General features: G+C 72.2%; 22 protein-coding genes and 1 pseudogene. 16 read left to right on the top strand and 7 right to left on the bottom strand.

Features of this window, described 5'->3' with window-relative positions:
* The first annotated feature begins 7 nt into the window (after nt 1-7).
* A complete protein-coding gene (locus O7626_RS01330; protein WP_278058417.1) occupies nt 8-1933 on the top strand; it encodes a fumarate reductase/succinate dehydrogenase flavoprotein subunit in 1926 nt (641 codons plus the stop codon).
* Nucleotides 1933-3030 carry a succinate dehydrogenase/fumarate reductase iron-sulfur subunit gene (locus O7626_RS01325; protein WP_278058414.1) on the top strand — a complete coding sequence of 366 codons (1098 nt, stop codon included), beginning with the start codon at nt 1933-1935 and terminating at the stop codon, nt 3028-3030. The genes O7626_RS01330 and O7626_RS01325 overlap by 1 nt, the downstream gene beginning before the upstream one ends.
* Before the next feature lie 108 nt (nt 3031-3138).
* Here the strand turns inward: O7626_RS01325 and O7626_RS01320 are convergent, their stop codons facing one another.
* Nucleotides 3139-3531: a (deoxy)nucleoside triphosphate pyrophosphohydrolase gene (locus O7626_RS01320; RefSeq protein ID WP_278058412.1), complete on the bottom strand. Its 393-nt coding sequence runs from the start codon at nt 3529-3531 to the stop codon at nt 3139-3141.
* Between the two features lie 266 nt (nt 3532-3797).
* Here O7626_RS01320 and O7626_RS01315 point away from each other — a divergent pair, with 266 nt between their 5' ends.
* Together O7626_RS01315 and O7626_RS01310 are read left to right on the top strand one after the other, a co-directional pair.
* On the top strand, nt 3798-4109 hold the full coding sequence (locus tag O7626_RS01315) for a 4a-hydroxytetrahydrobiopterin dehydratase (RefSeq protein ID WP_278058410.1): 312 nt from the start codon (nt 3798-3800) through the stop codon (nt 4107-4109).
* A 67-nt stretch (nt 4110-4176) separates the two neighbouring features.
* A complete protein-coding gene (locus O7626_RS01310) occupies nt 4177-4539 on the top strand; it encodes a PH domain-containing protein (protein ID WP_278058408.1) in 363 nt (120 codons plus the stop codon).
* Between the two features lie 76 nt (nt 4540-4615).
* On the opposite strand, the gene O7626_RS01305 is transcribed toward O7626_RS01310, so the two are convergent.
* A complete protein-coding gene (locus tag O7626_RS01305; protein ID WP_278058406.1) occupies nt 4616-4918 on the bottom strand; it encodes a HigA family addiction module antitoxin in 303 nt (100 codons plus the stop codon).
* Nucleotides 4919-4938: 20 nt separating this feature from the next.
* Here O7626_RS01305 and O7626_RS01300 point away from each other — a divergent pair, with 20 nt between their 5' ends.
* The 3 genes from O7626_RS01300 (at nt 4939) to O7626_RS01290 (ending at nt 6653) form a co-directional block, all read left to right on the top strand.
* Nucleotides 4939-5439: a lipoprotein gene (locus tag O7626_RS01300; RefSeq protein ID WP_347404845.1), complete on the top strand. Its 501-nt coding sequence runs from the start codon at nt 4939-4941 to the stop codon at nt 5437-5439.
* 92 nt (nt 5440-5531) lie between these two features.
* Nucleotides 5532-6113, top strand: a complete 582-nt coding sequence (locus O7626_RS01295) for a Uma2 family endonuclease (protein WP_278058402.1) — start codon at nt 5532-5534, stop codon at nt 6111-6113.
* 24 nt (nt 6114-6137) lie between these two features.
* On the top strand, nt 6138-6653 hold the full coding sequence (locus O7626_RS01290; protein WP_278058401.1) for an SMI1/KNR4 family protein: 516 nt from the start codon (nt 6138-6140) through the stop codon (nt 6651-6653).
* Nucleotides 6654-6882: 229 nt separating this feature from the next.
* Here the strand turns inward: O7626_RS01290 and ychF are convergent, their stop codons facing one another.
* Nucleotides 6883-7971, bottom strand: a complete 1089-nt coding sequence (gene ychF, locus O7626_RS01285) for a redox-regulated ATPase YchF (RefSeq protein WP_278058398.1) — start codon at nt 7969-7971, stop codon at nt 6883-6885.
* A 181-nt stretch (nt 7972-8152) separates the two neighbouring features.
* Here ychF and O7626_RS01280 point away from each other — a divergent pair, with 181 nt between their 5' ends.
* The 7 genes and pseudogenes from O7626_RS01280 to O7626_RS01250 all read left to right on the top strand — a co-directional run bounded on the left by O7626_RS01280 (nt 8153) and on the right by O7626_RS01250 (nt 18003).
* Nucleotides 8153-9727: a DNA-3-methyladenine glycosylase 2 gene (locus O7626_RS01280; RefSeq protein WP_278058396.1), complete on the top strand. Its 1575-nt coding sequence runs from the start codon at nt 8153-8155 to the stop codon at nt 9725-9727.
* Nucleotides 9724-10248, top strand: a complete 525-nt coding sequence (locus O7626_RS01275) for a methylated-DNA--[protein]-cysteine S-methyltransferase (protein ID WP_278058394.1) — start codon at nt 9724-9726, stop codon at nt 10246-10248. The genes O7626_RS01280 and O7626_RS01275 overlap by 4 nt, the downstream gene beginning before the upstream one ends.
* 189 nt (nt 10249-10437) lie before the next feature.
* The gene (locus tag O7626_RS01270; RefSeq protein WP_278066013.1) at nt 10438-12249 is read left to right on the top strand and encodes an ABC transporter ATP-binding protein; all 1812 of its coding nucleotides are present in this window, start codon (nt 10438-10440) and stop codon (nt 12247-12249) included.
* A pseudogene (locus tag O7626_RS01265) lies at nt 12246-14156 on the top strand (ABC transporter ATP-binding protein); the annotation flags it as partial. The gene O7626_RS01270 and the pseudogene O7626_RS01265, both read left to right, overlap by 4 nt.
* A 396-nt stretch (nt 14157-14552) precedes the next feature.
* Complete coding sequence (locus tag O7626_RS01260) at nt 14553-16247, top strand: serine hydrolase domain-containing protein (RefSeq protein WP_278058393.1); 1695 nt, start codon at nt 14553-14555, stop codon at nt 16245-16247.
* 29 nt (nt 16248-16276) lie between these two features.
* The gene (locus O7626_RS01255; protein ID WP_278058391.1) at nt 16277-16948 is read left to right on the top strand and encodes a response regulator transcription factor; all 672 of its coding nucleotides are present in this window, start codon (nt 16277-16279) and stop codon (nt 16946-16948) included.
* Nucleotides 16945-18003, top strand: a complete 1059-nt coding sequence (locus O7626_RS01250; protein ID WP_278058389.1) for a HAMP domain-containing sensor histidine kinase — start codon at nt 16945-16947, stop codon at nt 18001-18003. The genes O7626_RS01255 and O7626_RS01250 overlap by 4 nt, the downstream gene beginning before the upstream one ends.
* 39 nt (nt 18004-18042) lie before the next feature.
* Here O7626_RS01250 and O7626_RS01245 read toward each other — a convergent pair whose 3' ends face one another.
* The gene (locus O7626_RS01245) at nt 18043-18984 is read right to left on the bottom strand and encodes an aminoglycoside phosphotransferase family protein (RefSeq protein WP_278058387.1); all 942 of its coding nucleotides are present in this window, start codon (nt 18982-18984) and stop codon (nt 18043-18045) included.
* Nucleotides 18985-19053: 69 nt separating this feature from the next.
* Here O7626_RS01245 and valS point away from each other — a divergent pair, with 69 nt between their 5' ends.
* Nucleotides 19054-21669, top strand: coding sequence for a valine--tRNA ligase (valS, locus tag O7626_RS01240; protein WP_278058385.1), 2616 nt, complete (start codon nt 19054-19056; stop codon nt 21667-21669).
* A 12-nt stretch (nt 21670-21681) separates the two neighbouring features.
* On the opposite strand, the gene O7626_RS01235 is transcribed toward valS, so the two are convergent.
* Entirely contained in the window at nt 21682-22356 is a 675-nt protein-coding gene (locus tag O7626_RS01235; RefSeq protein ID WP_278058384.1) for a helix-turn-helix domain-containing protein, read from the bottom strand.
* Between the two features lie 35 nt (nt 22357-22391).
* On the opposite strand from O7626_RS01235, the gene O7626_RS01230 reads away from it, so the two are divergent.
* Complete coding sequence (locus O7626_RS01230; RefSeq protein ID WP_278058382.1) at nt 22392-23108, top strand: hypothetical protein; 717 nt, start codon at nt 22392-22394, stop codon at nt 23106-23108.
* 109 nt (nt 23109-23217) lie between these two features.
* Here the strand turns inward: O7626_RS01230 and O7626_RS01225 are convergent, their stop codons facing one another.
* The gene (locus tag O7626_RS01225) at nt 23218-24162 is read right to left on the bottom strand and encodes a hypothetical protein (RefSeq protein WP_278058380.1); all 945 of its coding nucleotides are present in this window, start codon (nt 24160-24162) and stop codon (nt 23218-23220) included.
* 221 nt (nt 24163-24383) lie between these two features.
* Nucleotides 24384-26249, bottom strand: coding sequence for a serine hydrolase (locus tag O7626_RS01220; protein WP_278058378.1), 1866 nt, complete (start codon nt 26247-26249; stop codon nt 24384-24386).
* Between the last annotated feature and the right edge of the window lie 64 nt (nt 26250-26313).

Genomic DNA, 26313 nt, shown 5'->3' with positions numbered 1-26313 from the left:
CTCTGACATGACTACCCGAATCGAACGACACCACTACGACGTCGTCGTCATCGGCGCCGGCGGCGCCGGCCTGCGGGCGGCGATCGAGGCCCGGCTCGCCGGCAAGCGGACCGCGATCATCTCGAAGTCGCTGTTCGGCAAGGCGCACACGGTGATGGCCGAGGGCGGCGCCGCCGCCGCGATGGGGAACGTGAACAGCCGGGACAACTGGCAGGTGCACTTCCGGGACACCATGCGGGGCGGCAAGTTCCTGAACAACTTCCGGATGGCCGAGCTGCACGCCAAGGAGTCGCCGGCCCGGATCTGGGAGCTGGAGACGTACGGCGCGCTCTTCGACCGGACCACGGACGGGAAGATCTCCCAGCGCAACTTCGGCGGCCACGAGTACCCCCGACTGGCGCACGTCGGCGACCGGACCGGGCTGGAGCTGATCCGCACCCTGCAACAGAAGATCGTCTCGTTGCAGCAGGAGGACAAGAAGACGCACGGCGACTACGACGCCCGGATCAAGGTCTTCGCCGAGACCACCATCACCGAGCTGCTGCTCGACGGGGACCGGGTGGCCGGGGCGTTCGGCTACTACCGGGAGTCCGGCGAGTTCGTCCTCTTCGAGGCCCCGGCCGTGGTGCTGGCGACCGGCGGGGTCGGCCGGTCGTACAAGGTCACCTCGAACTCCTGGGAGTACACCGGGGACGGGCACGCGCTGGCGCTGCGGTCCGGCGCCACGCTGATCAACATGGAGTTCCTCCAGTTCCACCCGACCGGCATGGTCTGGCCGCCGTCGGTGAAGGGCATCCTGGTCACCGAATCGGTCCGGGGCGACGGCGGGGTGCTGAAGAACTCCGAGGGCAAGCGGTTCATGTTCGACTACGTCCCCGACGTCTTCCGCAAGCAGTACGCGGAGACCGAGGAGGAGGCGGACCGCTGGTACACCGACCCGGACAACAACCGGCGCCCGCCGGAGCTGCTGCCCCGGGACGAGGTGGCGCGGGCGATCAACGCCGAGGTCAAGGCGGGCCGGGGTACTCCGGCCGGCGGCGTCTACCTGGACATCGCCAGCCGGCTGCCGGCCGAGGAGATCCGTCGCCGGCTGCCCTCGATGTACCACCAGTTCAAGGAGCTGGCCGACGTCGACATCACCGCCGAGCCGATGGAGGTCGGCCCGACCTGCCACTACGTGATGGGTGGCGTCGAGGTCGACCCGGACAGCGGTGCGGCGGCCGGGCACGTGCAGGGGCTCTTCGCCGCCGGTGAGGTCTCCGGCGGCATGCACGGGTCGAACCGGCTCGGCGGCAACTCGCTGTCGGACCTGCTGGTCTTCGGCAAGCGGGCCGGTGAGCACGCGGCGACGTACGCCGGGGGGTTGTCCGCCCGGCCGAAGGTCGCGGCCGGCGACGTCGAGGCGGCGGTGGACCGGGCGCTGGCCCCGCTGGAGCGGGACGGCGGGGAGAACCCGTACACGTTGCAGCAGGACCTCCAGGCGGTGATGGGCGACCTGGTCGGCATCATCCGGCGCAAGGGTGAGCTGGAGGAGTCGCTGGTCAAGCTCGCCGACCTGCGTGACCGGGTGACCCGGGTGGCGGTGGCCGGCGGCCGGCGCTACAACCCGGGCTGGCACTTGGCGCTGGACCTGCGCAACATGCTGGTGGTCTCGGAGTGCACGGCCCGGGCGGCGCTGGAGCGCGAGGAGTCCCGGGGCGGGCATACCCGGGAGGACTTCCCGACGATGGCGCCGAAGTGGCGCGCGGTCAACCTGGTCTGCTCGCTCGACGGCGACAAGGTACGCCTGGAGCACAAGCCGCTGCCGAAGATCCGGGCCGAGCTGATCCAGCTCTTCGACCGGGGCGAGCTGGCCAAGTACCTGACCGACGAGGAACTGGCGGACTTCGACGCCCTCACCGCAGAGGCGCACGCTGAGGAGGCGGCCAAGTAATGGCGACAGAGAACGCGCCGGGCGGCACCGGCAAGGCCGGCGGCACCCGCCACTTCAAGGTGTGGCGCGGCGACGAGGCCGGCGGCGAGCTGACCGACTACCAGGTGCAGGTCAACGAGGGCGAGGTGGTCCTCGACGTCATCCACCGGTTGCAGGCGACCGAGGCGCCGGACCTGGCCTGCCGGTGGAACTGCAAGGCCGGCAAGTGCGGCTCCTGCTCGATGGAGATCAACGGCATGCCCCGGTTGGGCTGCATGACCCGGATGTCGACGTTCGAGGAGACCGAGACGGTCACCATCACCCCGCTGCGTACCTTCCCGATCATCCGGGACCTGGTCACCGACGTCTCGTACAACTACGAGAAGGCCCGGGAGACCCCGGCGTTCGCGCCGCCGGCCGACCTGGCACCGGGCGAGTACCGAATGCAGCAGGTGGACGTCGAGCGGTCGCAGGAGTTCCGCAAGTGCATCGAGTGCTTCCTGTGCCAGAACACCTGCCACGTGGTCCGCGACCACGAGGAGAACAAGGTCGCCTTCTCCGGGCCGCGCTACTTCATCCGCGCCGCCGAGCTGGACATGCACCCGCTGGACGCCAAGACGGACCGCAAGGAGTACGCCCAGGCGTCGCAGGGACTCGGCTACTGCAACATCACCAAGTGCTGCACCGAGGTCTGCCCCGAGCACATCAAGATCACTGACAACGCGATCATTCCAATGAAGGAACGCGTCGTCGACCGGCGGTACGATCCGGTTGTGTGGCTCGGTAGCAAGATTTTCCGTCGTGGCAAGCAGAACGAGTCCGCGCAGGCCCAGACGCCGCGCGACCCGGACGAGCTCGGCACGGTGCACGCGCACGTCGGCGGGTCCCACGGACCCGAGGCCGGCGCGGAGCGCGGCGTGCACTGGGGCCGGCAGGTCCCGCACCCGACCGCTCCGCCGGTCGACTCCCGGGGGCGGCTGGCGATCAGCGAGTTCACCTTCGACAAGGCGGCCGCACCCTCGCCGTTCGGCGACGACGTGGCCTTCCCGCTGCCGGCCGAGGGGCTGAACTACAGCCACCCGGACCAGCCGCCGGCCAAGGACCGCCCGGAGGACTGACCGGTTCGGTTCTGTTCCGTCGCGTTCCGTGCCGTGGGCCGGGACCGCCGTCCGGCGGTCCCGGCCCACGGCCGGTTCAGGCGTGATCTCGCAATCCTGCCCGGTCGTTCAGGTGGCGGCGGCCAGCACCGGGCGCAGGGCCGCCACTATGGGTACGTCCGCCGGCAGCCACGGCACGCTGTCCAGCTCATCCGGGCGCAGCCAGCGGATCTCGGAGTGCTCCAACGGCTCCGGCTGGTCCCCGTCGACGAGTACGGCCAGGTAGACCCGGAGCACCGAGCGACCGTGTCCGCCCATCCGGACGTCCCGGCCGATCCGCTCACCGACCTCGATCCGTACGCCCAGTTCCTCGGCGCACTCCCGGACCAGCGCGGCGACCTCGGTCTCCCCCGGCTCGACCTTGCCGCCCGGGAACTCCCACCGGCCGGCCACCTCCGGAGGGTGAGATCGCGCACACCCGAGCACCCGTCCGGCGGCCACGATGGCCGCCCCGACGACCACCTTCGGCTCCCGCCGTCCGCGCCCGGAATGTCCGCCTGTCGACCCGTCCCGGTCGTTACCGCTCGCCCAATCGGTCCGCACGGGCGTCCAGCGTGCCAGATCAATCGGGAATTCGGGTAGCTGCGCCGGGCCCACCGGTCAACAGAAGACGGAAGGGTGGACGTGGACACACCAGCCGGCCAGAGACAGACTAGGGAGCACCGACCGAGACACGGGATGGCGACGATTTGGCCACAAGCCGGCAACGACGCCTGGGAGGTTTGGCGATGCGTGCTCTCTGGGGTGGCCGGATGGACCGCGACTACCTGAGCGACGCACTCACCCTACTGGGCGGCTGGACCCGCGAGGGACAGCAGATCAAGAGGACCCTCATCCTCGACGACACCCAGCACGCGGCACTCACCGAGCGGATAAAGATCATCGCGGACGCGCTGCATCTCCGCCCGGAGATCCGCCGCCTGGACGGGCACACCCAGATCAGGATCGGCCCTCGCGACGACAGCGAGATCACCGACGGTGAGGTCACCCTGGCTGCCCGCATCGAGGACGTCTACCGTGCGGTGACCGCACCGAACTGAGCACGGCCACGGGCACTGCCGGCGACGCCGACGCGCGGCGCTGGCGCGGTCCTCCTACCCTCGGATCATGGCCAACGTCAGCTATGACCGTCGGGAACAGCTCAAGCAGATCGAGAGCGGCCTCCTCGACGGGGAACAGGTCATCGCCGTCTACGACGCCATCGGCACCGGCACCGGGTTCATCGGGCTGACCGACCGACGCGTGATCATCCAGGACAAGTCGTTCGTCGGCAAGAAGTTCGCGATCACCAGCATCCCGTACTCGAAGATCACCAGTGTCAGCGTGGTCAGCAACAAGTCCTGGGGCGGCGCGTTCTTCTCCACCGGCGCGATCGCGATCAACGTCGGCACGCACACCTACGAGGTGGAGTTCCGGGGCGACCAGAAGAGCCACCACGTGCACAACGTGATCCTGCACTACATCTCCTGAGAGGTACCGGTCGCCAGACGAGTCGACAAACCCGGGTCTGCTCACCGAACGCCGGAGACCTCTACCGGCCGCACGGTTAGGCCGCCCGTAGCGGCTGGATCTTCTCGAGTACGTGGCCGAGCGCGTCGCGTTCGATCTCCAGGTCGAACCGGTTCTGCAAGTTGATCCAGAAGAGGTCGGACGTCCCGAAGTAGCGGGCCAGCCGCAGGGCGGTGTCAGCCGTGATGCGGCGCTTGCCGTGCACGATCTCGTTGATCCGCCGGGGCGGTACGCCGATGGCGACGGCGACCCTGTGCTGGGTGACGCCGAGCGGCTCGATGAACTCCTCCATCAGCACCTCGCCCGGGTGCACCGGGGGCATCTTGTCCACCTCACTCACCTCCTCAGTGATAGTCCACGATCTCGACGCCCTCGACACCGCCGTCGGTCCAGGTAAAACAGATCCGCCTGCGGATCAGCTTCGAGATGCCGGCCAGGTGGAAGGCGAAGCCGGTCGAGGTGGATCCCGAGTTCGCCGAGCTGGCGGAGCTGGGCGGCGCCAACATGTGGTGTGAGATCGACGCGAAGCCGGCCGGCAACATCGGGTTCCTCCGGGTCTGGATGGTCGACCGGGGGGCGGTGATCGGTGCCCGCAAGGGACTTGAGCAGTTCCTGGACGAATATGGAAAACTCACCGATGTGCAGTACCGGGAGACGAAGGCCGGCCCGATCTCGGCGATCGAGGCGACGTTCCTGAAGGAGAGCGAGCTGACCGGCGAGCCCACCCGGGGCCGGGCACTGGTGGTGGGCACCCGGATGGGCACCTTCCTGCTGACGCTGGGCGGTACGGACACCGAGGAGTACGAGGAGATGCTGCCGGCGTACCAGCTGGCGAAGTCGACGTTCGCGATCAAACGCTGAGCCCCCGTCCGGTGCGAACCGGGCTGGCCCCGACAACACCGTGGCCGGCCCGGATCGATCCGGGGCTCATGACCGAGTGTTACGGTGACGAAGTGACCGCGGTGCCCGCATGGATGCGCCCGCCCCGCCCTGAGGGGTGGCGGGCCGACGACCTCGACCGACTACCCGAGGCACCGCGTCATACCGAACTCATCGATGGAGCGCTTGTCTTCATGATGTCCCCGCAACGGTCGTGGCACGGCCGGGTCGTCACCGCGTTGGCGGTCTCTCTCACCCAGCAGGCGCCGGAGGGCATCGAGGTGGAGCGGGAGATGACGATTCGTCTCGACGAATGGAACCGTCCCGAGCCCGACCTTCTCGCCACTACGGCGCCGTACGAGCCCGACCGCACCTGCTACGTCCCGGAGGACGTTCTCCTGGTCGTCGAGGTGGTCTCGCCGGAATCGGCGCACCGTGATCGGACGGTCAAGCTACGGAAGTACGCGGAAGCCGGTATCGCACACTACTGGCGCGTCGAAGACGAAGACGACCTGCCAGTCGTGCACTCCTACGAACTCGACGGCCCCACCCGGTCGTACGCGCCCACCGGAATCCACCGTCATGAACTCCGCAGTCCCGCACCTTTCCCGATATGGCTCGAACTGGACCGGCTGGTGCCTGGCCGCAAGCGCTGAGCCAGCGGCACCTAGGGTCGGACCATGCTCGACGCCTCGACAGTCTTCGCACCCGGCGAAGCCTTCGACGCCCCGCTGACAGACGAAGTTCTGCGATCCGTCGAGGCGGAGCTCGGCAGGCAGTTACCCGCTGCCTACGTCGGCCTCGCGCGTCAGCACAACGGCGGATGGCTCGCCCACGCCGCCCACCCGGCTCCGCACCCAACCACCTGGGCCGACGATCACGTACGTGTGGTGTCCCTGGCCGCCATCGGCCGAGATCGTGGGTTCAGTCTCTGTGGCGCGGGCGGAAGCGCCTTCTGGGTCGAGGAGTGGGGCTACCCCGACATCGGTGTCTACATCGCCGATTGCCCGTCCGCGGGCCACGACATGATCGCCCTCGACTACCGCTCGCGAGGCGAGCCAGTCGTCGTGCACGTGGACCAGGAGTGGAACTATCGGATCACTGTCCTGGCTCCCGATTTCGAAACCTTCATCCGGCAGCTTGTCGATGCATCCGACTACGACAGGTATGAGAGGAGGACCGATCCAGACCGATGACGCGGTGCTCGGCCAGCGACGCCGCAGCAGGGACTCACACCGCCACAACCCGAACACGATCGCCGCAGAGCTTGACCATGTCGTCGATGTCGGAAGTCCTTCTTCCTCGCCCACCGAGACCACCCGCAATCCGGAAAGAACCCAGTTCAGGCGAGGTTTGTTCGTCCGGGCGTGTACGGCCTCTGGTCTCTGGAAAGCGAAGTCGACCCAGGCAGACGTTCGATCGAAACTAGACGTTGAACCTGAACTCCACCACGTCGCCGTCCTGCATGACGTAGTCCTTGCCCTCGATCCGGACCCGGCCGGCGGCCTTGGCGGCGGCCATCGAGCCGGCGGCGACCAGGTCGTCGTACGAGACGATCTCGGCCTTGATGAAGCCGCGCTGGAAGTCGGAGTGGATCACCCCGGCGGCCTCCGGCGCGGTCGCCCCGATCGGCACGGTCCAGGCCCGGGCCTCCTTCGGCCCGGCGGTCAGGTAGGTCTGCAGACCCAGGGTGCGGAAGCCGACCCGGATGAGCTGGTCGAGACCGGGCTCGGACTGCCCGATCGACTCCAGCAGTTCCCGCGCCTCGTCCGGGGGCAGGTCGGTCAGCTCCGACTCGACCTTGGCGTCCATGAAGATCGCCTCGGCCGGGGCGACGAGGGCCCGCAGCTCGTCGAGCAGGTCGGCGTTGTTCAGTTCCGCCTCGTCGACGTTGAAGACGTACAGGAAGGGCTTGGTGGTCAGCAGGTGCAGCTCGCGCAGCTCGGCGACCTCGATCCCGGCGTTGGCCGCGCCCGCGTAGAGCGTGACCCCGGTGTCGAGCAGCTCGGCCGCCTTCTTCGCGGCGGTGACGGCGGCGGCCCGGTCCTTGCGGACCCTCGCCTCCTTCTCCAGCCGGGGCAGGGCCTTCTCGATCGTCTGCAGGTCGGCCAGGATCAGCTCGGTGTTGATCGTCTCGATGTCGTCGCCGGGCGAGACCTTCCCGTCGACGTGCACCACGTTCGGGTCGGAGAAGACCCGGACGACCTGGCAGATCGCGGCGGCGTCCCGGATGTTGGCCAGGAAGGCGTTGCCGCGGCCCTGCCCCTTCGAGGCGCCCCGGACCAGGCCGGCGATGTCGACGAAGGAGACCGGCGCGGGGATGATCTTCTGCGAGCCGTGGATCTCGGCGAGCTTCTCCAGCCGCCCGTCCGGCAGCCCGACCACCCCGACGTTCGGCTCGATTGTGGCGAACGGGTAGTTCGCGGCGAGTACGTCGTTCTTGGTCAGCGCGTTGAACAGGGTGCTCTTGCCGACGTTGGGCAGGCCGACGATGCCGATGGTCAGTGAAGTCATGCGAACGCGACTGCCTCTCTCGTAGCCTCCCGCGACCTGGTGTACGCCACCGGCCCGGCCCGGGATGAAGTCTACGGACGTGCCCCGGGCACCGACCCGACGGGCGAACCCTGCCGGGTCACACACGGCCAGGTCCGATTTCCGCGAGTCAACGCGCCGGACACGCGGCATCATCGAAGGCATGGAAGTGGACTTCGAACGGTGCTACCGGGCGGTCGACAGCCGGGACCAGCGGTTCGACGGCTGGTTCTACACCGGTGTCACCACCACCGGCATCTACTGCCGGCCGTCCTGTCCGGCGACGACCCCGAAGCGGCACAACGTCCGCTTCTTCCCCTCGGCCGCCGCCGCCCAGCGGGCCGGGTTGCGCGCCTGCCGGCGGTGCCGGCCCGACGCGGCCCCCGGCTCGCCGGAGTGGAACGTCCGGGCCGACGTCGTCGGCCGGGCGATGCGGATGATCGCCGACGGGGTGGTGGACCGGGACGGGGTGCCGGGGCTGGCCGGCCGGCTCGGCTACACCGAACGGCACCTCAACCGGATGCTCGTCGCCGAGGTGGGCGCCGGGCCGCTGGCCCTGGCCCGGGCCCAGCGCGCGCAGACCGCCCGGATCCTGATCGAGACGACCGGTCTCGGGCTGGCCGAGATCGCCTTCGCCGCCGGCTTCGGCAGCGTGCGGCAGTTCAACGACACGATCCGCGAGGTGTACGCGGTCGCGCCGTCCCAACTGCGCGACGCCGCCCGCCGCGCCGCCGCCACCGACGCAGCCCGCAGCGGCACCCGGACGGCCCGGGGCAGCTTCCCCGACCGGGTGGCCCGGGACGGACCCCCCGGAGCCGCCGAGCCGAACGGCAGGCCGGGGACCATCTCACTGCGACTCGCCTACCGGGCGCCGCTGCACGCCGACGCGCTGCTCGACTTCCTCGCCCTGCGCGCGGTGCCCGGGATCGAGCAGGTGGACGGCGGCACATACCGCCGGGGCCTGCGGCTGCCGAACGGGCCGGCCGAGATCAGCCTGACCCCGCTGCCCGGGTACGTCGCCGCCACCCTCCGGCTCGCCGACGTCCGCGACCTGGCCCCGGCGGTGGCCCGCTGCCGCCGGCTCTTCGACCTGGACGCCGACCCGGAGGCGGTGGACGCCCTGCTCGGCGCCGATCCGGCCTTCGCCGAGGCGGTGGCGAAGGAGCCGGGCATCCGGGTACCCCGGTCGGTGGACGGTTTCGAGATGGCCGTCCGGGCGATCGTCGGCCAGCAGGTCTCGGTCGCCGGGGCCCGGACCGTGCTGGCCCGGCTCGCCGCCACCTCGACCGGTCCCACCGACCGCACTGATCCCAGCGAGCTCATCGACCCCGGCGACGCGGATCCGGGCGGGCCCGATGGGCTGCGGGCGTTCCCGGGCGCTGAGGAGGTGCTGGCGCTGCCGGACTCGGCGTTCGGCATGCCGGCCGCCCGCCGGGCGACCATCCGGACACTGGCCGAGGCGGTCGCGGCCGGCGAGCTGGACCTGGACCCCGGTGCGGACCGGGCCGAGCTGGTCGAGCGGCTCACCGCGCTGCCCGGCATCGGCGCCTGGACCGCCGGCTACGTCGCGATGCGGGCGATCGGCGACCCCGACGTCTTCCTTCCCACCGACCTCGGGGTACGCCGCGGCGCCACCGCGCTCGGCCTCCCCGACGACCCGAAGAACCTCGACGCGTACGCCGGCCGCTGGCGGCCCTGGCGCTCGTACGCGGTGATCAGACTATGGAGAGCGGGATGAACGAGATGCTCGACAGCATGTACAGCAGTCGGATCGAGACGCCGGCCGGTGCACTTACCGTGCTCGCCGACCCGGACGGGGTGGTACACGCCGCCGGCTTCGGCACCGACCCCGGCACACTGCTGGGACTGGTGCACCCACGGCTGCGCCGGGAGCTGCGGGAGCGGCCGGAACTCGGCCCGGTCACCGCCGCCGTTCGGTCCTATCTGGATGGTGACCTGACCGCGATCGACACCGTACCGGTGGCGCAGCACACCGGCGGGGAGTTCCTGGCACACGCCTGGGAGACGTTGCGCCGGGTCAAGCCCGGCGAGCCGGTCACCTACACCGAGTTCGCCGAGCTCTCCGGCCGGCCCCGAGCCGTCCGGGCCGCCGCGATGGCCTGTGCCCGCAACGCCGCCGCGCTCTTCGTACCGTGTCACCGGGTGTTGCGTACCGACGGGGGGCTCGGCGGCTTCCGCTGGGGTTTGCCGGTGAAGCGCTGGCTGCTCGCGCACGAGGGCAGTCCGGTGGAGAGGTGACAGCAGGTGGAGAGGTGCCAGCAGGTCGAGAGGTGACAGCGGATCGAGAGGTGACAACGGATCGAGAGGTGACAACAACACGACTCATCCGGCGGCCGCATTTGCCACTACCGTCAGGGGATGGCGCCGGATCGTGACGGCGAGCGCACGGTCCGGGGCCGGGCGCGCTCATGGCCACCCGCCCTGCCGATGCCCGGCAACCTGTGGCGGCTGCGGCGCTACCTCCGCCCGTACCGTTGGCAACTGGTCTGGCTGCTGATCGCGGCGTTCGCGGCGACCGGGGCGAGCATCGCCGTACCGCTCGTGGTGCAGCGGGCGGTGGACGGCCCGATCGCCGACCGCGATCCGGACGGCCTGCTCCGGCTCGGCGGGCTGGCCCTGCTGCTCGGGCTCGCCGAAGCCGCGCTGATCTTCATCCGGCGGTGGGCGCAGTCCTCCTCGGCGGTCGGGATGGAAGCCACCATCCGCGACGAGATCTACGCCCACCTGCAACGGCTGCACATCGGCTTCCACGACCGCTGGCAGTCCGGCCAACTGCTGTCCCGGGCCACCAGCGACCTGTCGGTGCTCCGGCGCTTCCTCTCCTTCGGACTGCTCTTCCTGGTCGTCAACGTCACCACCTACCTCGCCGTCGTGACGCTGCTGATCACGCTGCACCCGGGGCTCGGGCTGCTGGTCGCGGCCGGCGCCGTGCCACTGTTCCTCTCCAGTCGCCGCTTCACCCGGGCCTATCTCCGGGCCGCCCGACGACTCCAGGACGAGCAGGGCGACCTGGCCACGCTGATCGAGGAGTCCGCGCAGGGCATCCGCACCGTCAAGGCGTTCGGGCGACGCCCGGAGATGGTGCGGAGGTTCGCGGCCGGCAGCCGCACCCTGCACGACACCGCGACCGGCAAGGGCCGGCTGCTGGCCCGCACCTCCGCACAGTTCGACCTGATCCCCAACCTGACCCTGGCGGCGGTGCTGGTCGCCGGTGCGGCGGCCGTCGCGCACGGCTCGCTCACCATCGGCGGCCTGGTCGCCTTCGTCAGCCTGCAACTGATGCTGGTCTGGCCGATCGAGTCGCTGGCCTGGATCATCGCCAACGCGCAGGAGGCGATGACCGCCGCGGACCGGATCTACGAGGTGCTGGACACCCCGCCGGCGATCGTCGACCGGCCGGGCGCGGTGGCGTTGACCTGGGCCGGGCCGGAGGCCAGCACCCGGGGCGGGGCGCTGCACTTCGCCGGGGTGTGGTTCGGCTACCCGCAGGGTCCCCCGGTGCTGCGCGGCATCGACCTGGCGGTGCGGCCCGGCGAGACCCTCGCCGTCGTCGGCGTCACCGGCTGCGGCAAGACCAGCCTGCTGTCGCTGGTACCGCGCCTGCACGACGTCACCGCCGGGCAGGTCACCCTGGACGGGCGCGACGTCCGGGACGTCCGGCTCGACTCGCTGCGCCGCCGGGTCGGGATCGCGTTCGAGGAACCCACGCTCTTCTCGATGTCGGTCCGGGAGAACCTCACGCTCGGCCGGGCCGACGCCGGGGAGGACGAGGTACGCGCCGCGCTCGCCGTCGCCCAGGCCGACTTCGTGTACGACCTGCCGTGGGGGCTGGACACCCGCATCGGCGAACAGGGACTTTCCCTCTCCGGCGGGCAGCGGCAACGACTCGCCCTGGCCAGGGCGGTACTCGGCCGGCCCGGGGTACTGGTGCTCGACGACCCGCTGTCGGCGCTCGACGTACACACCGAGGCGCTGGTCGAGCGGGCGCTGGCCCGGGTGCTCCGGGACACCACCGCGCTGCTCGTGGTGCACCGGCCGTCGACAGTCGCCCTCGCCGACCGGGTGGCGCTGCTCGCCGACGGTCGGATCGCCGCCGTCGGTACCCACGCGGAGCTGCTCCGCGACGTGCCGGCGTACCGGTCGGTGCTCTCCGCCGAGGAGACCGGACCGGTCGGGACGACCACGGGCCGCGCCGCGACCGTCACCGACACCGGTGACCTGGGGCTCGTCCGGTCATGACGGCAACCGAGCCGATCAGCGGGACGCCAGCCGCCGGGCGGGACGGCGAGGCGGAGGCGGGTCCGGGTGGCGGGTCCGAGCTGGACCGCTGGCGGGGGATCGCCGCCGACCCGGAGGCGGACCGCACCGCCGCCGAGACCGGCACCACGCAGGGCATCGCCCGGCTCCGCAGCCGCAGCCGGGTCCTGCTCGGCTCGCTGATCCGGCCGCACCGCCGGCTGCTCGGGGTGGCGGTGGCCCTGCTGCTGTTGCAGAACGCCGCCGGGATGGCCGGGCCGTACCTGGTGATGCTCGGCATCGACCGGGCGATCGGACCGCTGCGGTCCGGCGACCCGGGGCCGCTGGCCGCGGTGGCGGCCGCGTTCGGTCTCGCCGCCGTCGCCGAGTACGCCGGCAAGCGCGGTTTCCTCACCATCTCCACCCGGATCGGCCAGGCCATCCTGCTCGACCTGCGGCGCCGGGTGTACGACCACTTCCTGCGGCTGTCGGTCAGCTTCCACGAGCGCTACACCTCGGGCCGGCTGGTGGCCCGGCTCACCAGCGACATGGACTCGATAGCCGAACTTGTCGACGGCGGCATCGACGACCTGGTCCTCGCCGTGCTCTCCATCGTCTCGGTGGCCGGGGTGCTGCTCTGGCTGGACCCGCCGCTGGCCGCCGTCACCCTGCTCGCCTTCCCGTTCCTGCTCTGGCTGTCCCGCTGGTTCGCCCACGCCTCGGCGGCCGCCTACCGGCGCACCCGGGAGACGGTCGCACTGGTGATCGTGCACTTCGTCGAGTCGCTCGGCGGGATCCGGGCGGTGCAGGCGTTCCGCCGCGAGCCGCGCAACCAGCAGATCTTCACCGCTGTCAACGACGACCACCGGCGGGCGAACCTCCGGGCCTTCCGGCTGATCGCCACCTACTCCCCGGCGATCAAGGTGATCGGCAACGTGACCATCGCGGCGGTGCTGGCGTACGGCGGGATGCGGGTGCTGGACGGGCATGCCGAGATCGGCGTACTCGCCGCGTTCCTGCTCTATCTGCGCAGGTTCTTCGAGCCGATGCAGGAGTTGAGCCAGTTCTACAACGCGCTCCAGTCCGCTACGGCGGCGCTGGAGAAGCTGGCCGGCGTACTCGACGAGCGGCCCGGTGTGCCGGAACCGGCCATCCCCCGCCCGCTGCCGTCCGGGCCGGTCCGGGGTGCGGTGGAGTTGCGGGCGGTGACCTTCGGCTACCGCACCGCCACTCCGGTGCTGCCCGAGCTGACCCTCGGCATCCCGGCCGGTCAGACGGTGGCGCTGGTCGGCGCGACCGGGGCCGGGAAGTCGACGGTGGCGAAGCTGGTCGCCCGGTTCTACGACCCGACGCGGGGCACCGTCACGCTGGACGGTGTCGACCTGCGCGACGTCGCCGACGCCGAGCTGCGCCGGGCGGTCGTCATGGTCACCCAGGAGAACCACCTCTTCGCCGGGTCGGTGGCGGACAACATCCGGTTCGGCCGCCCGGGTGCGGACGACGCGGACGTGGTCGCGGCGGCGGCGGCGATCGGCGCGCACGACTTCATCGCCGCGCTGCCCGCCGGGTACGCCACCGACGTGCACCGCCGTGGCGGCCGGCTCTCCGCCGGCCAGCGCCAGCTCGTCGCGTTCGCCCGGGCCTTCCTCGCCGATCCGGCGGTGCTGATCCTCGACGAGGCCACCTCGTCGCTGGACATCCCGAGCGAGCGGCTGGTGCAACGGGCGCTGCGGACGATCCTGGCCGACCGCACCGCGATCGTCATCGCACACCGGCTCTCTACTGTGGAGATAGCCGACCGGGTGCTGGTGCTCGACGGCGGCCGGGTGGTCGAGGACGGCCCACCGGCGACGCTTATCGCCCGGGGCGGCCGGTACGCCGCCCTGCACCGGCAGTGGCGCGACTCGCTGCTCCGGGGCGGCACCGAGCCGGCACACCCCGCCGCCCAGCGCAGGACGGCACCGCCCGGCGTCGCAAGTCCCGACGACACCCCGGCCCGATCCTGACCGGCCCGGCCCGGCGGACCACTCCGGCCGCCGGCCCAGCACGGCGGACCGCTCCGACAGGTAGTCGACGTGCAGACTGTCGAGCTGCCCCGTCTGTGCGCCCACCCACCCCGAGCCGATCGCCGTGTCACCCGTGCCCCGTCTGTGCACCCAGCTCGACAGTCTCCGCAACGAACATGGCCAGGCAGGCGAGAGGTCAGCCAGCGGGAGGTCAGCCAGCGGGAGGCCCGGCCAGCGGCGACTGGGGCAAGGGCGGTCCCGTTTACCTCAGGTTCGCAGCGGTGTTCCTACCTTCGGGCCATGACCAAGCATTTCAGGCTGTTCGCGGCGGCGCTGCTCGTGACGGCGCTGGCCGCCGCCTGCACCGAGGACAGCGATCCGCCGGAGGACGTGACGGCGACTCCGGCCGGTACGGCGGCGAGCTGCGACGCCGGGCTCGACGCCGCCTTCCGCGCCTGGGCACAGGCGGGGTTCAGCGGTTCGGTCGCGATCTCGACCGGTGGTCGCTTCGACTGCCTGGCCAGTTACGGATCGGCGGACGAGGCCACCGGCACCCCGAACACCGTCGACACCGTGTTCAGCATCGGATCGGTCACCAAGGCGTTCACCTCGGCCGGCGTGTTCCGGCTGGTGGACGAGGGGAAGCTGACGCTCGACACCCGGGTCGGCGACGTACTGCCGGAACTGACCGGTCCGGCCGCCGGGGTGACCGTACGGCAACTGCTGCTGCACACCAGCGGGTTGACCGGCTCGCACGGTACCGACCACGAGCCGCTGGACCGGGCCGGCGCGCTCACCGCGATCGGCAGGCTGGAACTCGCCTTCGCGCCCGGCACCGGCTACGTCTACTCGAACGCCGGTTACACGCTGCTGGCTCTCGTCGTTGAGCAGGTCTCCGGGCAGGGTTACCGGGACTACACGGTGCGGAACATCCTGCCGCTGCCCGACGGGCGGGTCGCCGGCGGCTTCTGGGACGGTCAGCCGGCGGCACCGGGACCCCGGGCCGTCGGCCGGCTCGACGGCGGCCGGACCGGCGAGTCGGGGAGCTTCGCCGGGCCGCACTGGGCGGTCGACGGCAACGGCGGGCTGGCGATGACCGTCCGCGACCTGGCGACCTGGACCCATTCCCTGTTCACCGGCCGGATCGTCTCGGCCGGTTCCGTCCGGGCGATCACGACCCCGGGACGCGACCTCGGCAAGGGCAGGTCGGAGACACCCGGCTGGGTGGCGTACGACGCCTCCGTGCACGGTAGGCCCTTCCTGGCCACGGCGGGGGGCGGCGGCGACATCGGGCACAACGCGGTGGCGGTCTGGCTGCCCCAGGGTGAGCGGGTGATCGCGATGGCCGCCAACGGTACGAAGGTGAACGCCGAGCAGCTGCTGGCGAAGATCGGCCCGGCACTGCTCGCCGGCAGCCCGTTGCCGACGCCGAGCCCTCCGGCCGGTGGCACGCCCGCGGCGGCTACCGTCGGGAAGTACCGGCTGGACACGGGAGGTGGGTTCGAGGTGAGCGCCGCCGGCAACCAGCTCTCCGTCACGGCCAGCGGTGCCGACGCCGTCGCCGCGCTCTTCCCGCCGCGCGACGTACCCGCCGACGAGCTGCACCGGCACGAGCAGCGGGTGCGGACGCTGCTCGACGGGAAGACCCGGGAGGGCCGGCAGGAACGCAGGGCGCTGGAGGCGGCGTTCGGGCGGATCACCGGCATCACCCCGGGCGGCACCGTCGTGCGGGACGGCGAGCTGCGCAGCTACGTCACCGTCACCACCGACAGCCGGTCGGCGTTGGCCTGGTACGCGGTCAACGCCGAGGGTGGGGTCGAGGCCGCCGAGGTGGGCACCGAACCACCGCGCCTGACCCTCACCTCCGCCGGTCCCGGCCGCTACCGCCCGGACGATCCGACCGGCAGCGGCCCGGCGGTGACCGTCGAGTTCCAGGCCGGTCTGCTGACCGTCGTCGGACCCGGCGGCCGGTACGTCGCCGAGCCGGCCCGCTGACCGACCACGCGTACCGGAAGGTCGACGCCATGCGCATCCTGCTGGTCGAGGACGACCCCGACCTCGCCGAGGTGGTCGCCCTCGGCCTGCGCAACGAGTCGTACGCGGTCGACCTGGCCGCCAGCTACGCCGACGCCGAGGAGCTGCTCCGGATCACCGGGTACGACGTCGCCTGCCTCGACCTGGGGCTGCCGGACGGGGACGGGCTGGACCTCGTCCGGCGGCTCGGCCGGGATCCGGAGCTGCGCCGGCCCCGGCGCTGCCTGGTGCTGACCGCCCGGGACGCGGTGACGGACCGGGTGGCCGGGTTGGACGCCGGTGCCGACGACTACCTCGTCAAGCCGTTCCACTTCGCCGAGCTGGTGGCCCGGCTCCGGGCGCTCGGCCGGCGCGGCGACGTACGCGGCGCGACGCTGCGGGTCGGCGACCTGACCCTGGACCTGGCCGCACACCGGGCCTGGCGGGGCGGCACCGAACTCGAGCTGACCGCCCGGGAGTTCTCGCTGCTGCGCTACTTCATGCACCACCCGGGCCTGGTGCTCTCCGCCGAGGACCTGCTGGAGCACGTCTGGGACGCGCACGCCAACCCGTTCACCGCCTCGGTCCGGGTGATCCTCAGCCGGCTGCGCCGGAAACTCGGCGACCCGCCACCGATCGTCACCATCACCGGCGCCGGCTACCAGTTGACGGATCCGTCGTGAGCCGCGGCTGGTCCTCGCTTCGGGTACGCCTCGCCGTGCTCGGATTCCTGGCCAGCTACGTACCGGCACTGCTGCTGTTCGGCGTGGTCCTGGTGACCGACACCGAGACGGAGACCCGGCTGCGGCCGGACGGCGAGGTCGTGCGGCAGACCGTCACCGGCCGGGCGGAGTGGGCGACCTGGACGGTACTGGCCCTCGCCCCGGTCGCCGCCGGGCTGGCCTGGTGGTGGGCGGGGCGGGCGGTCGGCCCGATCGCCCGGATGCGGCGGGTCGTCGAGGAGATCGAGGGGACGGACCTGAGCCGGCGTACCGGGCTCGACCGGGGTCCCGCCGAGGTGGTGGCGCTCGCCGCCAGCTTCGACGCGATGCTCGAACGGCTCGAACAGGCCGCCGACACCCAGCGGCGGCTCGTCGAGGAGACCAGTCACGAACTGCGCATCCCGCTGGCCGTACTGGTCACCAACGCCGAGGTGCTGCTCGACCACCCGGATCCGACGGTAAAGCTGTACCGCCGGGGCCTGGAACGCTCCCGGGACGCGGCGGTACGGCTCCGGACGACAGTCGACGGGTTGCTCGTCGACGCCCGGGGCCGGGCCCGCACCCTCGACCGACGGCCGGCCGAGCTGGTCGGGATCGTCCGGCAGGTCGTCGAGGACGCGGGGGTGTTCGCGGCGGCGAGGCGGATCCGGCTCTCGGTCGACGGGCCGGCGCAGGCGAGTTGCGCCGTGGACGAGCCGACGGTACGCCGGGCCGTCGCCAACCTGGTCGACAACGCCATCCGGTACGCCCCGGCCGGCTCGGCGGTCCGGGTCGGCGTCGAGACGACCGCCGACGAGGTGGCCGTGGTCGTCGTCGACAGTGGACCGGGCATCCCCGCCGACCAGCACGGGTACGTCTTCCAGCGGTTCTGGCGCGGCCGACGGGACGTACCCGGCACCGGGCTCGGCCTGGCGATCGCTCGGCAGATCGCGCTGGCGCACGGCGGCGACCTCACCCTGCGCTCGCCCGGCCCGGACGGCGCCGGCTGCGAGTTCCGGCTGACCCTGCGCCGCTGAACCGGGCGATCCACGCCGACCAGCCGGAACGGCGGTCGGTCAGCTCAGCCGGGGCAGCAGCAGGTGCGCGACGTCCAGGGCCCGGCTGGCCGGCGACGGAGCGCCCGGCGTCCAGTCCTCGGCGGTCCAGACGTCCGACAGCACCGCCATCACGAAGCCCCAGCCGACCACCCGGTCCGCCGGTATCGCCAGCAGGTCGGCGAGCTGTTCGACCCGGGCCGGCACCAGCGCGGTCAACGCCGGGTCCCGGTTTTCCGGCGCGGGGTTGTAGAGCAGCGCGCCGATCTCGAAGCCGGGGTCGCCGACCAGCCCGTGCGGGTCGATGGCCAGCCACGGCTCGCGTTCGGCCCGCAGGATGTTGTCGTGGTGCAGGTCGCCGTGCAGCACCGCCCGGCGGGGTGCCGAGGCGCAGAGTTCCCGCATCAGGCCACCGGCCCGGCCGACCAGGTCGGCCGGCAGCGGCCCGCCGTCGCCGTGCGCCGCGAGATAGCGGTCGAACCCGGCGGCGTACGTCGAGAGGTCCGGCAGCGGGCAGTCGGCCGGCGGCGGTACGGCGAGCCGGCGCAGCAGTTCCGCCGCCACCGAGGTCGCCTCGGTGTCCCGGGTCGGTACCAGGTCCCGCAGCCGCCCGCCGGGCTCGGCCCGCTCCAGCAGCAGGGCACCCCGGTCGAGGTCGGCGCGGAGCAGGCGTACGGCGCCCCGGCCGGCGAACGCGGCCAGCGCGGGTGCCTCGTTACGCAGCGAGTCCCCGCTCGGCACACCCAGTTTCAACACCGCCGGCCGGCCGTCGGCACAGGTCACCGCCGTGACGTAGTGGTACGACAGGTCGTACGGCCGGCCGAGGGTCAGCTCCCAGTCGGCGGCCACCCCGGCGAGGGTCCGGGGCAGCTCGGCGAGCCATCGGCGGCCGTCCGCCTGCCACACCTGCCGCACGTTCCGGGCCAGCGCCTCCGGGACCACGACGTCAGCCTCTCCGATCACGGCATCCACGGTAGCCGGCGGTGAGGAAATGCTGGTCGGCCGCCCGGACGTCTCCCGTACCATCGGCGGATGACGGATGCGGCACGGCAGCAGCGCACCGGCGTCCCCGAGCGGCCGAGCCTGGACGGGCTGGCCGAGAAGTGGGGCCAGCGGTGGCAGGAGGAGGGGACGTACGCCTTCGACCGGACGAAGAGCCGGTCGGACGTGTACGCGATCGACACGCCCCCGCCGACCGTATCCGGCGAGCTGCACATGGGGCACGTCTTCTCGTACACCCACACCGACACGGTGGCTCGGTTCCAGCGGATGCGCGGCCGGACGGTCTTCTACCCGATGGGTTGGGACGACAACGGGCTGCCCACCGAACGCCGGGTGCAGAACGTCTACGGGGTGAGCTGTGACCCGAGCCTGCCGTACGACCCGGAGTGGCAGCCGCCGCGGCGGCCGGTCGGCGAGCAGGCCCGGAAGAACCCGGTGGCGATCTCGCGGCGCAACTTCGTGGAGCTGTGTGCCACGCTCACCGCCGAGGACGAGCAGGTCTACGAGGAGTTGTGGCGGCGGCTCGGGCTCTCGGTGGACTGGTCGCTGACGTACACCACGATCGGTGCGACGGCCCGGGCCACCGCGCAGCGGGCGTTCCTGCGGAACCTGGCCCGGGGTGAGGCGTACTCGGCCGAGGCGCCGGCGCTCTGGGACGTCGGCTTCGGCACGGCGGTGGCCCAGGCGGAGCTGGAGGACCGGGAGCGGCCGGGGGCGTACCACCGGATCCGGTTCGAGGTGACCGCCGCCGGGCCGGGCAGCGCGGGCGGCACCCCGGTCGGTCCCGGGCCCGGCCGCGACGACCCCTACGTGTACGTCGAGACGACCCGCCCCGAGCTGCTGCCGGCGTGCGTGGCGCTGGTCTGCCACCCCGACGACGAGCGGTATGCCGACCTGGTCGGCGGCACCGTCCGGGTCCCGCTGTTCGGCGCCGAGGTGACCGTCTACGCGCATCCGTTGGCGGATCCGGCCAAGGGCAGCGGACTGGTGATGACCTGCACCTTCGGCGACCTCGCGGACGTGACCTGGTGGCGGGAGCTGCGGTTGCCGGCCCGGGTGGTGATCGGCCGGGACGGCCGGCTGCTGCCGGAGCCACCGTCCGGGGTCGCCGCCGCCCCGTACGCCGAACTCGCCGGCCTGCGGGTCAACGCGGCCCGGCGGCGGATCGTGGAGTTGCTGACCGGCTCCGGCGACCTGGTCGGCGAGCCGAGGCCGGTGACCCATCCGGTGAAGTTCTACGAGAAGGGCGACAGCCCGCTGGAGATCATCTCGACCCGGCAGTGGTATCTGCGCAACGGCGGCCGGGATGCCGAACTGCGCGCCGAACTGCTCGACCGGGGACGGGAGCTGAACTGGGTGCCGGGGCACATGCGGCACCGCTACGAGCACTGGGTGGGCGGGCTGACCGGCGACTGGCTGGTCAGCCGGCAACGCTTTTTCGGGGTGCCGTTCCCGGTCTGGTACCGGCTCGACGGCACTGGCGAGCCGGACTACGCCCAGCCTCTCACGCCGGCCGAGTCGGCGCTGCCCGTCGATCCGACCTCCGACACCCCGGCCGGCTACACCGAGTCGCAACGCGGACAGCCGGGTGGTTTCGTGGCCGACCCGGACGTGATGGACACCTGGGCCACCTCGTCGCTGACCCCGCAGATCGTCGGCGGCTGGCTCGACGACCCGGACCTCTACGCCCGGGTCTTCCCGATGGACCTGCGGCCGCAGGGGCAGGAGATCATCCGTACCTGGTTGTTCGCGACGGTGGTCCGCGCGCACCTGGAGGCCGGGGTGCTGCCCTGGCGGGACGCGGTGCTCTCCGGCTGGATCCTCGACCCGGACCGGAAGAAGATGTCCAAGTCCAGGGGGAACGTGCAGACCCCGATGGGGCTGCTGGACGAGCACGGCCCGGACGCGGTCCGCTACTGGGCGGCGAACGGCCGGCCCGGCACCGACCTGGCGTTCGACCCGGGGCAGATCCGGATCGGCCGGCGGCTCGCCACCAAGCTGCTCAACGCCTCCCGGTTCGCGCTCGGCCTCGGCGCCGGCGACGCCCTGCGGGCGCCGGCCAGCGAGCCGCTGGACCGGTCCATGCTCGCCGGACTCTCCACTGTGGTCGCCAGCGCCACCGCCGCCTTCGAGCGGTACGACCACACCGAGGCGATGCAGGTCACCGAGGCGTTCTTCTGGCGCTTCTGTGACGACTACATTGAGTTGGTGAAGGAACGCGCCTACGGGGAAGGTGCGGGTGCCGAGTCGGCCCGGGCCGCGCTGGCCGCCGCCCTCGGCACGCTGCTGCGGCTGTTCGCCCCGTTCCTGCCGTACGTCACCGAGGAGGTCTGGTCGTGGTGGCGGTACGGCTCGGTGCACCGCTCGCCGTGGCCGACGACGTACGAGATCGCCCGGGTGGCGGCGGACGGCGACCCGGCGCTGCTGGAGCTGGCCGGGGCGGCGCTGACCCAGATCCGCCGGGCCAAGTCGGAGCGGAAGTTGTCGATGCGTACGGAGGTGCCGCTGGCCGAGGCGCTGGGCCCGGCGGCGATGCTGGAACAGTTGGCCAGCATCGCCGGGGACCTGAAGGCGGCCGGCCGGATCGGCAAGCTCGACTTCCTCCCCGACCGCACCCCGGAACTCGTCATCGCCTGCGCCTTCTGACCCGGGTTCCGGCTACGCCAGCAGTTCCCGGATGAGGAGCCCGGTCCACCACCGCTCGACCCGGTCGGGTGACCAGCCGCGCCCGGCGGTCAGCTCGGTGTACGCGTCGATGCCGCAGATCACCCCGTAGACGTCCACGGCGGTGCGCGGGTCGACACCGTCGGCGAACGTGCCGGCGGGCCACGAGGAGAAGAGCCCGAGCAGGGCCTCCTCGCCGCGCCGGGGTCCCTCGCGGTAGGCGGCGGCCAGCTCGGGTTCGGTCCGGCCGCCCTCGCGGAGCAGCAGGATCACGTCTCCGGCCCGCTCGTAGAGCCGGCGGTGGAAGGCGACCGAGACGCCGAGCTGCCCGGCCGGGTCGTCGGCCGCCGCCAGGTCCGCCACCAGCCGGTCGGCGTCGGCGGCGAGGTCGGCCGCGTCCATCAGCGCGACGGCGAGCCCTTTCTTGTTGCCGTATGCGGAGTAGACGGTCGGTGCGGAGACGCCGGCCTCCCGGGCCACGTCCCGGACGGTCGTCTCGCCCCACCCCCGGCTCAGGAAGAGTCGCCGGGCGGCTCGGGCGATCTCCCGACGGGTCTCGTCGGCCTGGGCGGTACGCACCAGCGAGTCGTACCGCCGTCGCTCCGGTGCCGCAGCCGCCACCGTGCCCCCCTCCTCCTTGCCTTCTGCCTTCTCGCTGCTTATATTCAATATAAGCTCCGTAAAGTCGATTGGGAGATCTCGTCATGCGCTTCGCCCGGCTGGCCGGCCTCTCCGGGATCGGCTTCGTCCTGCTGCTGCTCGGCGGAAACCTGCTGCTGCTCTCGGCCGGCTTTCCGGACTCCTCCGCCTCGGCGGCGCCCGGCGAGATCGCCTCGGCCGTCGCCGACGCCTCGGCCGCACTCCGGCTCACCTCCACCCTGCTGCCCGCCGCCTGGCTGCTGGCCACCATCTTCGCCGCCGGGGTCTTCGCCGCGCTCCGGCGCCACGACCGGATACCCGGCGACGGCTGGGCGGTCGTCGGCCTGGCCGGCATCCTCATGCAGTGCGTCGCCTTCGCCGCCGTCGGGGCGTCCCGGCTGGCCGTGGCCGCCGCCGCGGCCCACGACCCCGGTGCCGTCGCCGGGCTCTGGGGACTGCACAACGCGATCTTCGGCTTCAACCAGGTCTTCCTGGCGACAGCCCTGCTCGGCCTCTCGGTCAGCGGGCGCCGAGCCGGCCTCGTGCGCCGCTGGCACGCCGCCGTCGGTCTGTCCGGCGCGGCCCTGCTCTTCCTCTCCGCCACCACCAGCCCGTACGGCGTCGACGGCGGCAACCCGTTCTCGCTGGCCGGCCTGCTCGGCTGGCTGCTCTGGCTGGTCTGGATCGTCGCATACAGCCTGCGCCTGATCAGGGACGTCGACCGCCCGACCGTCGACACCGACCCGACCGCCGCGCCGGCGACCACCTCTGGCACACCCTGACCAGCCAGCGTGCACACCCGCCCCACGGGACCCCTCGCAGCGCGCAACGGGACGCCGTGCGCACCGCGCGACGGGGCCGCGTGGACCGTTGCGACGGGGACGTTCGCGGTCAGGGCTCGGCGCGCCAGCCGGCGGCGCTCAGTCCGGCCCGTACCTGGTCGGCCACCTCGGTCGGACGGCTGCGGACCAGCCACGCCGGGAACCGCAGGATCCGGTCCCCGGCGATCCAGATGTCGTTCTGGCGGCGCAGGTCGGCCGCCCAGTGCCGGGCATCCATGTGGTGCGCGCCGTCGATCTCGACGTGCAGCCGCCACCGTCGCCAGTACGCGTCCAGGTAGCGCACCCGTCCACCGGCGTCGACCCGCCGCTGTTGAAGATCCGGCGGTGGGATCCGGAACCGACGGCACAGTGCCATGAAGTCCAGCTCGGAGAGCGCCTGCGCACCGCCCGCGATGTCGTCGAGGGTACGCAGGATCAACGGCCGCCGTCGCAGCTTCGGCAGCGTCAGCACCACCTCCCTGATCTCGCCGGCCGTCGCACGGCGCTGCTGGCAACCGGCGGCCAGGACCGTCCGCGCCTCGTCGTCGGAGCGCGCCCAGCCTGCCGCGTCGGCCAGTGCCCGGGCGACGCTGGTACGCATCGGCCTGGCGAGTTGCAGGTGGGACTCCGGAAGGATCGTGCTGCGCCGCACGAATACGGCCGGCATGTCCAGCGGCAGTCGACGCAGTGTTCCGGACACCTGCCGGGCGGCGGGGATGAGCACGTGCAGCGGCTCCTGCCGGAGTCCGCGTACGCCCGCTTCGGCGGCGGCGGTCGCGCCGGCCAGTACGGCGTCGCGGCCTGCCGCCAGGACCGCCACCCACAACTGCTGCTCCCGGGTGAGCCGGCCGTTGCCGGTGAGCAGCACGTTGTGGCAGATGGCGCGCCACCGGCCGGACCGCACCAACCCACGGACGGTGGCCCGGCCGAGCGATTCCGCAGCCTGCCGGCTCGTCACCACGCCGGACTGTTCGAACGCCAACCAGTCGAACTCGGCGCCCTCCGCACCGGGCACCCCGCCCCACCCCCACCGCCCCGCAACCCCGGCGGACCCACCCCGCCCGACCCTCCGCGTCCCCCGCCCCGACACCCACCAAATCTCCCAACCCCGCACCCCACCCACAACACCCACCCGCCGCCCTGTGGACAGCGAGGGGAGCGCCAAGATTCTTGTTGATTCGTGGCGCGTAGCTGACCACCGTTCAACAAGAATCTTGGGCATCGCATCCCGCCCGGTCAGGTGGTGGAGGGGGTCCAGCCCGTCTGGGTGAAGCGGGGGGCGTCGGAGGTTTCGCCGGAGAAGAGCAGGCCGTTGCTGCCGACCACGAGCAGGTTGTCGAGATAGACGCCACGGCCCCGGGAGCTGGCGTCGGTGGTGTAGCGCCAGCGCAGCTCGGTGGTGCCCGCCGGCACCTGCGCGAACGCCTGCCACCAGCGCCGCCCACCGTAGCCGGTGACCGAGCCCTCGGCGGTCCACCGGCCCCCCGGCCCGACCAGGGTCACGTCGACCGGCGCCCAGGTCCCGCCACCGTCGGCGGAGGTCTCGAAGTGCAGGACGTCGTAGCGCGGCTCGGTGTCGTACCAGAGTTGGAAGCTGGCCACGGCGGTGCGGCCGGCGGCGCGGCGCAGCGGCGCGTTGAGCGTGACGCTGCCGCCGTCGCGGTCGTCCGCGCGCCAGGCGGTGCCGCCAAGCGGCGGCCGGACCGGCATCGCGTACGCCAGGTCGCGGGCGAGCGCCCGCCGGGCCACGTTGTTGCTGCCCCAGTTCCGGTCCGGGTGCACCCGGTTGGTCAGCAGGATCAGGAAAGACCGGGACAGCGGGTCGACCACGATCGAGGTGCCGGTGAACCCGGTGTGCCCGAAGGTGACCGATGAGGCGAGCCCGGACATGTACCAGTGCTTGTGCAGCTCGACGCCGAGCCCCCGGTCGCTCTCCGGATAGCCGCTCTCCAGGCGCGCGTTGTGGTTGACGAGCATGTCCCGCACCGTCGACTCGCGCAGGATCCGGGCGCCCCGGTATTCGCCGCCGTTCAGCAGCATCTGGCAGAAGATCGCCAGGTCGGCGGCGGTGGAGAAGAGCCCGGCGTGCCCGGCGACTCCGCCGAGTGCCCAGGCGTTCTCGTCGTGCACCTCGCCCCAGACCATGCCCCGGCCCGCGTACGGCTGGTATTCGGTGGCGGCGATCCGGTGCCGCAGCGCCGCCGCCGGGTTGTAGCCGGTGTCGCGCATCCGCAGCGGCCCGGTCACCTCGGCGGCGACGAGCTGCTCCAGCGGGCGGCCGGTCACCCGCTCCACGAGTACGCCGAGTGCGATGAGCCCGAGGTCGGAGTAGACGTACTGGTTGCCGGGGCTGGCACCGGCGGCGAACGGGGTGGCCAGGGCGGCCGCCTCCCGCTCCTCCGGGGTCGGGTAGCTGCTCCACAGTGGTGCGAACGCGGGCAGCCCGCCGGTGTGGGTGAGCAGCATCCGCACCGTCACGGCCTGCTTACCGCCGGCGGCAAACTCCGGCAGGTAACGGACCACCGGGGCGTCCAGCTCGACGGTGCCGCGCTCGACCTGGCGCAGCGCCACCACCGTGGTGAAGAGTTTCGAGATGGAGGCGAGGTCGAAGATGGTGTCCGGGCGCATCGGGATCTGCTGGTCGGCCGGCAACTCGACGCCGACCCGTCCGGGTGCCGGCCCGACCTCGGCGTACTTCACCGCCGACCCGACCGCCTCGTGCGCCACCATCACCCCGTCCTTGGCGGCCAGCAGCACCGCCCCGGCGTAGGTCGGATAGCCGGGGTGGTCCGGGGTCGGCACCAGGTACGCCTCGGCGTCGGTGCGCAGCCTCTCGACGTACCCGGGCAGCAGGCCGACCTCCGATGGCCGGCCGGTCCGCAGCGTGCGCCGCTCGAACCGGATGTCGGCCGGGTCGACGCCCGGCGGCCCGCTCTGCCATCCCCCGCCCCGCCCGGCGACCACCGCCTGCCCCGTCTTCGGCCCGGCGGCAGCGGGGTGTGGCACAGCCAGGGCCGTGACCAGGACGGCCATGCCGACTCCGGCGCCGATGGCGCGAAGGGCGCCCGTGCCGATCCCGCAACGACTACTACTCCGACTCATCGCCACACCTCCGTGCCGGTCATCGACCGATCCGTCAGTCCCGATCCGTCAGCCCGAGCCGGTG

Origin of the sequence: Micromonospora sp. WMMD1102 (assembly GCF_029626265.1) — a bacterium.
Lineage (GTDB): Bacteria > Actinomycetota > Actinomycetes > Mycobacteriales > Micromonosporaceae > Plantactinospora.
Note: the sequence above shows the minus strand (reverse complement) of the source record. Positions and strands in the feature narration are given on the sequence as shown.

Excerpts from the sequence above, each read along its gene's own strand:
- O7626_RS01275 (WP_278058394.1), top strand. The coding sequence starts at position 9,724 with ATGAACGAGATGCTCGACAGCATGTACAGCAGTCGGATCGAGACGCCG.
- O7626_RS01310 (WP_278058408.1), top strand. The coding sequence starts at position 4,177 with ATGGCCAACGTCAGCTATGACCGTCGGGAACAGCTCAAGCAGATCGAG.
- O7626_RS01230 (WP_278058382.1), top strand. The coding sequence starts at position 22,392 with ATGCGCTTCGCCCGGCTGGCCGGCCTCTCCGGGATCGGCTTCGTCCTG.
- O7626_RS01255 (WP_278058391.1), top strand. The coding sequence starts at position 16,277 with ATGCGCATCCTGCTGGTCGAGGACGACCCCGACCTCGCCGAGGTGGTC.
- ychF (WP_278058398.1), bottom strand. The coding sequence starts at position 7,971 with ATGACTTCACTGACCATCGGCATCGTCGGCCTGCCCAACGTCGGCAAG.
- O7626_RS01330 (WP_278058417.1), top strand. The coding sequence starts at position 8 with ATGACTACCCGAATCGAACGACACCACTACGACGTCGTCGTCATCGGC.
- O7626_RS01315 (WP_278058410.1), top strand. The coding sequence starts at position 3,798 with ATGCGTGCTCTCTGGGGTGGCCGGATGGACCGCGACTACCTGAGCGAC.
- O7626_RS01220 (WP_278058378.1), bottom strand. The coding sequence starts at position 26,249 with ATGAGTCGGAGTAGTAGTCGTTGCGGGATCGGCACGGGCGCCCTTCGC.
- O7626_RS01290 (WP_278058401.1), top strand. The coding sequence starts at position 6,138 with ATGCTCGACGCCTCGACAGTCTTCGCACCCGGCGAAGCCTTCGACGCC.
- valS (WP_278058385.1), top strand. The coding sequence starts at position 19,054 with ATGACGGATGCGGCACGGCAGCAGCGCACCGGCGTCCCCGAGCGGCCG.
- O7626_RS01325 (WP_278058414.1), top strand. The coding sequence starts at position 1,933 with ATGGCGACAGAGAACGCGCCGGGCGGCACCGGCAAGGCCGGCGGCACC.
- O7626_RS01270 (WP_278066013.1), top strand. The coding sequence starts at position 10,438 with ATGCCCGGCAACCTGTGGCGGCTGCGGCGCTACCTCCGCCCGTACCGT.
- O7626_RS01260 (WP_278058393.1), top strand. The coding sequence starts at position 14,553 with ATGACCAAGCATTTCAGGCTGTTCGCGGCGGCGCTGCTCGTGACGGCG.
- O7626_RS01280 (WP_278058396.1), top strand. The coding sequence starts at position 8,153 with ATGGAAGTGGACTTCGAACGGTGCTACCGGGCGGTCGACAGCCGGGAC.